Raw genomic sequence first — 4,144 nt, 5'->3', positions numbered from 1 at the left:
GGAAGCATTCACCCATGCGCAAGCGCATGGTACTCTGCGGGCTTGCTGGAGTGGAATCTACCGAGTGAGCAAAGCGAACGTGAGGGGGAGGCTCCGCCGGCTTTGCCGGTGGAGGGGGCGACGCAAGCCCCTACAAATAGAAATGCCTATGCATTTGAATCCCGTTCTGTCATTCCGGCGAAGGCCGGAATCCAGAAGCTCTAAAATCACTGGATCCCCGCCTTCGCGGGGATGACAAAAGAGGGCAAAGGTTTTCTTACAGGATTCAAGTGCATATGCATTTTAAATAGAATCAAAAGCTGACTGCTGAAAGCTGATCGCTGACCGCTTTTTGGGCTTGAATTGATTTGTCTCCGTGCTAACTCCACCGCATGTCAATTCGATTTGGAACAGATGGGTGGCGTGCGATTATTGGTGAGGATTTTATACCGGAGAATATCGCTCAGGTGATTCAGGCCTTTGCCGACCGTTATCCCAAACTTCCTGAAGCGGGCAAACCGGTCTTTATCGGTTATGATCGCAGAAACAAATCAAAAGAATCGGCTGATTTAATCGCCAGTGTTTTGCTTGGAAATCATATTCCCGTTTGGCTCTCACAAGATTTTTGTCCCACACCCTGTGTTTCATGGCACGTCAAAACAAACGGCGCCGCGGCAGGCATTATGGTTACGGCCAGTCACAATCCCCCAAAATGGAACGGCATCAAATTCAAAGAAAGTTATGGCGGAGCCGCATCTGCCGATTTTTTGCAACCGATCGAAAAAATCATTGAAGAAAACCAAAATAAAAAACTTGTACCAAAAACAAAAGAGCTCAATGGCAACAGTCTCTCCTATTTCAATCCTCATCAAGAATATCTTGAGGCTCTTAGAAAACTGGTCGACTTGGATCTCATCAAAAAAGCCAATTTCAAAATCTTATTTGATCCTTTGTATGGTGCAGGGAGCGGTTTTCTTGAAGATTTATTGGGGAATCAAGTAACTACACTGCACGGGGAAGCCGATTTTAATTTCGGCGGACTCCATCCTGAACCGATTCAACCCTATGTCAATCAGGCCATGGAAAAAATGCGTTCCGGAAATTTTTCCACCTGCATGATCACGGACGGAGACGCAGACCGCATTGGCGCTGTTGATGAAAAGGGAAATTATGTCACCTCTCATCAAATTTTTGCACTTCTGCTCAAACATCTTGTCGAAAATAAATTGATGAAGGGAAAAGTTCTCAAATCAATCTCCACGACCGTGATGATTGATCGCCTCTGTCAAAAACAGGGTTTACCGATGAACGTTACCCCCATCGGTTTCAAATATTTGAGTCCTGCCATGAAAGAACCCGGCGTTTTAATTGGTGGCGAAGAATCGGGTGGGATCGGAATGCCTCATCATATCCCTGAAAGGGACGGACTCTTTTGTGCTCTTCTCCTTTTGGAACTGATGGCTACAAAGAAAAAACTTCTGGGCGAACTTGTTGCTGATCTGCAAAAAGAAGTTGGTCCCTGTTTTTATAAGAGAATCGATTTGACTCTTCCGAAAGACAAAATTGAAACTGTCAAACGGACTCTTTCCTCTTTCACACCTTCCATGTTGGCGGGTCAAAAACTAAAAAAAATCACGCTGATTGATGGATATCATTTTAGTTTGGAAGACGACAGTTGGCTTTTGATCCGCCCCTCGGGAACAGAACCGCTTTTGCGCACCTACGCCGAAGCCCCCACTTTTTCACAAGTCGAAAAACTTCTGCGCGAGGCTCAAAACCTTGTTGCAAAAGCCTAATATCCGACTATAAAGCCACACCATGGCCCAAATAAATCAGCGAACAACGCGAGCAAAAGCGGAAAACGTGACCCTCTCCTATGAAGTTGCTGTTGAAAAATTGGAGGGAATTGTTCGCAAACTGGAAAATGGCGATCTAACATTAGAGGATTCTCTCAAAGCCTTTGAAGAAGGAATCGGACTCACGAGAACTTGTGAAAAATTATTGCAAGAAGCGAAGGGAAAAGTGGAACTTCTTGTTCAAAAACAATCCAAATGAATATCGAACAATATCTAAATAATCAAAAAGCCGTTGTTGATAAAGCCCTGTTTTCTTTTTTGACGGAGAATAAAGAATCTCCTCAAAAACTTGAAGAGGCGATTGAGTATAGCCTGAAAGCGGGCGGCAAAAGGATTCGCCCTATTTTGGCAATCGCGACTGCACAAGCAGTTGGAGGAGACATCGAACCGGTGTTACCGCTGGCTTGCGCGCTGGAAATGATTCACACCTTTTCTTTGATTCATGATGATTTGCCAGCCATGGACAATGACGATTTCAGAAGAGGCAAACCAACCAATCACAAAGTTTATGGAGAAGGCGTCGCCATTTTGGCCGGAGACGCCTTATTGTCGGAAGCTTTTTATCTGCTTTGTCATCCCAATATTGTGCACCAAATCTCTCCAAATATTTTGGTCGATGTGATTCGAGATGTTGCCCGTGCCACGGGCCGCTCTGGTATGGTGGGGGGACAAATTCTGGATCTGGAAGGAGAAGGAAAGAAAAGCGATGCCACTGCTTTGGAAAAAATTCATCATTATAAAACTGGATGTTTGATTATCACATCCATTACAAGTGGCGCCAAAATTGCGGGTGCCAGTGGGGCACAACTAGAGGCACTAAAAATTTATGGAGAAAAGGTGGGACTTGCTTTCCAGATTGTTGATGATGTTTTGAATGTAGAAGGAACAAAAGAAACTCTTGGGAAAAGTGTCGGATCCGATCAACAACACAACAAATCCACCTATCCTAGCTTGTTTGGTTTAGCCGTCTCAAAAAAAATGGCTCAAGATTTGGCAGAGCAAGCCATTGCCGTTTTGGAAATTTTTGACGATAAAGCAGATCCTCTTCGCGGTATCGCCCAATATATCGTCTCAAGAAAAAACTAGAAAAAACCTATGAAACATTTTGTTGATGAAATAGTGATCACAACAACCTCTGGACTCGAATTTTTTGATATAACTGAAAAAGTCGAAATCTGTTTAAAAAAGAGCGGAATTCAAAACGGCTTTTTGACTGTTTTCACACAACACACAACAACAGCGGTGATTGTAAATGAGAAGGAACCAAAACTTCAGAAAGACATGATCCAATTTTTGAATCGAATAGCGCCGCCCGGACAAAACTACGGGCACGACAAAAACCCACAAGACGGGCGTCTCAATGCTCACAGTCATTTACAGACTTTTCTGCTTCCCGCTTCGCAACTTATCCCTTTTGTCGAAGGAAAAATGAAGTTGGGACAATGGCAAAAAATTTTCTTCATTGAATGTGATGGACCGCGCCCAAAACGCCAACTAACAATACAGGTGATTGGACTATGAAACCAATTGACATACCCCATTTCAAAGCAAAAAAATCGGAGTTAAATCTGGAACAATATATCATCCTCACCTATTTTTTCGAATCGCAAACCGATCCGGAAGAAGCCGCGCTTCATTTGTGTCAGGAACAAAGCACGGCGCAATGGAAACGGGTTGGAATCGATGAAGACTTTCGTCCCAAACATGGTGCAAAACTTCTAGATATGGAAATACTGGAAGTAAAAGATCAACCCTTTTTTCAATCTCCTTTTAATAAAGGTCCCAAATTTTATAACTGCAAAGCAACAATCGCCCACCCCCACATCAATTTTGGCCCCAAAATTCCAAATATGTTGACCACCATTTTGGGGGAAGGTGTTTTTTATGCCCCCGGTATTACAGCCATCAAATTGATGAATATCGATTTCCCCGAAATTTTTTTGAAAAATTTTCAAGGACCGCAGTTTGGACTCGAAGGCATCAGAAATTTATTGGAGGTGTATGATCGTCCCCTTTTTTTTGGAGTTATCAAACCCAATATTGGACTCACCCCCAAAGATTTTGCCGCAGTGGCTTATGAAAGCTGGTTGGGCGGACTCGACGTTCCAAAAGACGACGAAATGTTAGCCGACGCCTCCTATTCAACATTGTACGAAAGAACAAAACTGCTCGGAGAACTACGCAAAAAAGCCGAAGCCATCACGGGTGAGAAAAAGTTTTTTTTGGCAAACATTACGGATGAGGTCGATAAAATTCAAACCAATCATGATATTGCCATCGCCAACGGTGTAAACGCCGTCATGCTGAAT

Annotated in this window: 6 protein-coding genes; all 6 read left to right on the top strand. The window is 43.5% G+C overall.

Annotation, left to right across the window (positions count from 1 at the left end):
• Positions 1–204: hypothetical protein (locus tag HY877_02205; GenBank protein ID MBI5299097.1), on the top strand; the 204-nt coding region annotated here is incomplete at its 5' end.
• 167 nt (positions 205–371) lie between these two features.
• Positions 372–1,775 carry a phosphoglucomutase/phosphomannomutase family protein gene (locus HY877_02200; GenBank protein MBI5299096.1) on the top strand — a complete coding sequence of 468 codons (1,404 nt, stop codon included), beginning with the start codon at positions 372–374 and terminating at the stop codon, positions 1,773–1,775.
• 22 nt (positions 1,776–1,797) lie between these two features.
• Positions 1,798–2,034: an exodeoxyribonuclease VII small subunit gene (locus HY877_02195; GenBank protein MBI5299095.1), complete on the top strand. Its 237-nt coding sequence runs from the start codon at positions 1,798–1,800 to the stop codon at positions 2,032–2,034.
• Entirely contained in the window at positions 2,031–2,921 is an 891-nt protein-coding gene (locus HY877_02190) for a polyprenyl synthetase family protein (GenBank protein ID MBI5299094.1), read from the top strand. Before HY877_02195 ends, HY877_02190 begins: the two co-directional genes overlap by 4 nt.
• Before the next feature lie 9 nt (positions 2,922–2,930).
• Positions 2,931–3,356, top strand: a complete 426-nt coding sequence (locus HY877_02185; GenBank protein ID MBI5299093.1) for a YjbQ family protein — start codon at positions 2,931–2,933, stop codon at positions 3,354–3,356.
• Positions 3,353–4,144, top strand: a 792-nt coding sequence (locus HY877_02180) for a ribulose 1,5-bisphosphate carboxylase (protein MBI5299092.1), incomplete at its 3' end; no start/stop codon positions are given. The genes HY877_02185 and HY877_02180, both read left to right, overlap by 4 nt.

Source organism: Deltaproteobacteria bacterium (assembly GCA_016213065.1).
Classification (GTDB): Bacteria; UBA10199; UBA10199; order SPLOWO2-01-44-7; family SPLOWO2-01-44-7; genus JACRBV01.
The sequence above is the reverse complement of the archived record's forward strand: the minus strand, read 5'-3'. Positions and strand labels throughout refer to the sequence as shown.

What these genes read in the sequence shown, in the direction of transcription:
- HY877_02185 (MBI5299093.1), top strand. Translation starts at nt 2,931, where the DNA reads ATGAAACATTTTGTTGATGAAATAGTGATCACAACAACCTCTGGACTC.
- HY877_02190 (MBI5299094.1), top strand. Translation starts at nt 2,031, where the DNA reads ATGAATATCGAACAATATCTAAATAATCAAAAAGCCGTTGTTGATAAA.
- HY877_02195 (MBI5299095.1), top strand. Translation starts at nt 1,798, where the DNA reads ATGGCCCAAATAAATCAGCGAACAACGCGAGCAAAAGCGGAAAACGTG.
- HY877_02200 (MBI5299096.1), top strand. Translation starts at nt 372, where the DNA reads ATGTCAATTCGATTTGGAACAGATGGGTGGCGTGCGATTATTGGTGAG.